The organism is Acidimicrobiia bacterium, assembly GCA_016650365.1.
GTDB lineage: Bacteria > Actinomycetota > Acidimicrobiia > Spongiisociales > JAENVV01 > JAENVV01.
The window spans coordinates 1-2438 of record JAENVV010000069.1 but is presented as its reverse complement, the minus strand read 5'-3'; the positions used below and the strand labels follow the sequence as shown (position 1 = coordinate 2438).

3 protein-coding genes are annotated in these 2438 nt (G+C 60.5%); all 3 read left to right on the top strand.

Going from position 1 to position 2438, the window contains the following annotated elements:
- The first annotated feature begins 155 nt into the window (after positions 1–155).
- Positions 156–1130: a DUF2090 domain-containing protein gene (locus JJE47_04285; protein MBK5266631.1), complete on the top strand. Its 975-nt coding sequence runs from the start codon at positions 156–158 to the stop codon at positions 1128–1130.
- Between the two features lie 260 nt (positions 1131–1390).
- On the top strand, positions 1391–1549 hold the full coding sequence (locus JJE47_04280) for a hypothetical protein (GenBank protein ID MBK5266630.1): 159 nt from the start codon (positions 1391–1393) through the stop codon (positions 1547–1549).
- The coding region (locus tag JJE47_04275; protein MBK5266629.1) for a glycosyltransferase at positions 1546–2438 on the top strand (893 nt) is incomplete at its 3' end. The genes JJE47_04280 and JJE47_04275, both read left to right, overlap by 4 nt.

Sequence of the window (2438 nt, the reverse complement as noted above, 5' to 3'; positions counted from 1 at the left end):
CCCAGTCCGGGAACGCTACGGAAGCTTTCAACGCTACATCCGATGATAAACCCCCAACCCACCCGGACCCGCCGTTTCCAAGTGGTGACCCGACTGGAGGGATGTACTGCGACCGGTGATCCCCAAACAACCGACGCCGGAAGGGGAGCACCCGTATGAACATCGACGCCGACCATCCATTGTACGTACTGCCCTTCGACCACCGCTCATCGTTCCGCAAGGGGCTGCTCGGCATCACCGGCTCACCCACCGCCGCGCAACGCCGCAGGATTGGCGACTTGAAGATGTTGATATGGGAAGCCTTCAACCACGCAGTCGCTGACAGCGAACTCTCCGACTATTGCGGGGTGCTCGTCGACGAAGAGTTCGGCACCGATGTCGCCCACGCTGCCAAATCCGACGGGGTGACGCTGGCCATGCCTGTCGAGAAATCCGGCCAGGACGAGTTCGAACTCGCCTACGGGGACCGCTTCGCCGAACACATCGAGACTTTCGACCCCGACTTCGTCAAGGTGCTTGTCCGTTACAACCCCGAAGGTGACTCGTCGATCAACCGGCGACAAGGAATCCGTCTCGCCCGGCTGTCCAACTGGCTGCAGGCCCATGATCGATCCCTACTCTTTGAGCTGCTGGTGCCGCCCACCCCGGCACAGATCGCCGAGTTCGATGGGGACCAACGCGCCTACGAGCGCAACGCCCTACCCGATCTCATCGTCGCGACCATGGCCGAACTGCAAGATACCGGCGTCGAACCGGATATCTGGAAGATCCAAGGTATCGACAAACGGGCCGGCAACCAGCGTGCCGCCGCCCAAGCGCGCATCGACGGGCGGGACAGAGTCACTTGCATCGTGCTCGGCCACGGCGCCGACGCCGACCAAGTTCGCGACTGGCTTCGAGCGGCGGCTGGCGTCGCCGGCTACGCCGGCTTCGCCACCGGGCGCACGATCTGGCTCGACCCGCTGACCGACCACGTCGCAGGACGCGCCGACCGTGAATCCACACGCAACCGCATCGCCGAGAACTACCTCGACATGATCAACACCTACCGGGCGGCCGCAGCAGCTTCGCCCTCGCCCGCCACCGGTGGGCAAACCGACCACGGCGGCGCAATCACGGATCTCGAGTAACCAATCGTGCAGATCCTGGCCGGGTCGATACCTCCGCGGAGCACGTCTCACTTTGGTACGGTCACGAGGCTCAGAACCTCGCAAACGTTCCGCAACGGAGACGTACCACCCAGAACCCAACATGACACCATCATCGATGACCGGCTCCGAGGCGGACACATGGTGGCCCTAGATGAGCGAAATATCTCTAGTTGACATTCTAGTCGACTGGAAGGTATACACTCGTAGTGTGGACATGATTTGGAACCTGGAGGTGTTAGATGAAAGTCCTCACAGTGTTCTTTGAGCTGCTACCGGTGCTTATCGGTATCGTCACGATCACCGCCGGTATTCATGTCTCATCTGCTCCCCCAGCCGACAGACCCTTTTTCGACGGGAGGCTCGTTGGCGCCGGTGTTTCTATAGGTCAACGGAGATGAGCAAGTACTTCGAACCAGGCTCGGGTCGAAGGAAGCCATCGATTGGGTTCGTCAGCACCTACCCCCCTACTAAATGCGGTATCGCCACGTTCACCGCATCCTTGTGGAATGCCATCGCTACAGGCCGCGGCTCGGATGACGGACTCGATGTGGTTGCTCTGGTCGAGGTCGATTCAAAGGGTCAGAAACCCGAGGTGATTTGTGAGCATCTCGCGGGTGACGCCAACTCGCTGGATCGAGCGGTTGAGACATTGCAGGCCCACGATGTCGCTGTTGTTCAACATGAGTACGGAATCTACGGGGGACGGGACGGCGAGGAGGTCCTCGACTTCGCTTACCAACTCGACGTCCCTACCGTCGTGATCCTCCACACCGTCCTCGAGAGCCCGACACCGAGACAAAAGATGATCCTCGAGGCGATTGTCGACCAGTCGGACAGGGCGGTTGTGCTGAGCAAGTCGGCGCTTCGTCGACTGGCATCTAGATACGACGTCGATCAGCGGAAATTGGCCTTCATCCCGCATGGGGCGGCGCAAGGATTATCCGGCCCCTCGTTGGCGACTGGGACACGGCCCCTCGTGATGACCTGGGGCTTGATCAGCCCTGGCAAAGGACTGGAAACGTCGATCGAAGCCTTTGGCGCCCTGACGGATATCCGCCCTCTGCCTCGATACCTCATTTTGGGCGGAACACACCCCAAGGTGCACGCCTCCCAGGGCGACGCCTATCTGTCGGGTCTGAAGGCCGGGGCTTCGGCACTGGGGTTGGACGGTGTTGTCGAGTTTGGCGGTCGCTATCTCGATTTAGATCCCCTAGTGATGGCCATTCGGGAGGCCAACGTTATTCTGATTCCATACGAATCCAAAGATCAGGTCACGTCGGGTGTTCT

What these genes read in the sequence shown, in the direction of transcription:
- JJE47_04285 (MBK5266631.1), top strand. Translation starts at nt 156, where the DNA reads ATGAACATCGACGCCGACCATCCATTGTACGTACTGCCCTTCGACCAC.
- JJE47_04280 (MBK5266630.1), top strand. Translation starts at nt 1,391, where the DNA reads ATGAAAGTCCTCACAGTGTTCTTTGAGCTGCTACCGGTGCTTATCGGT.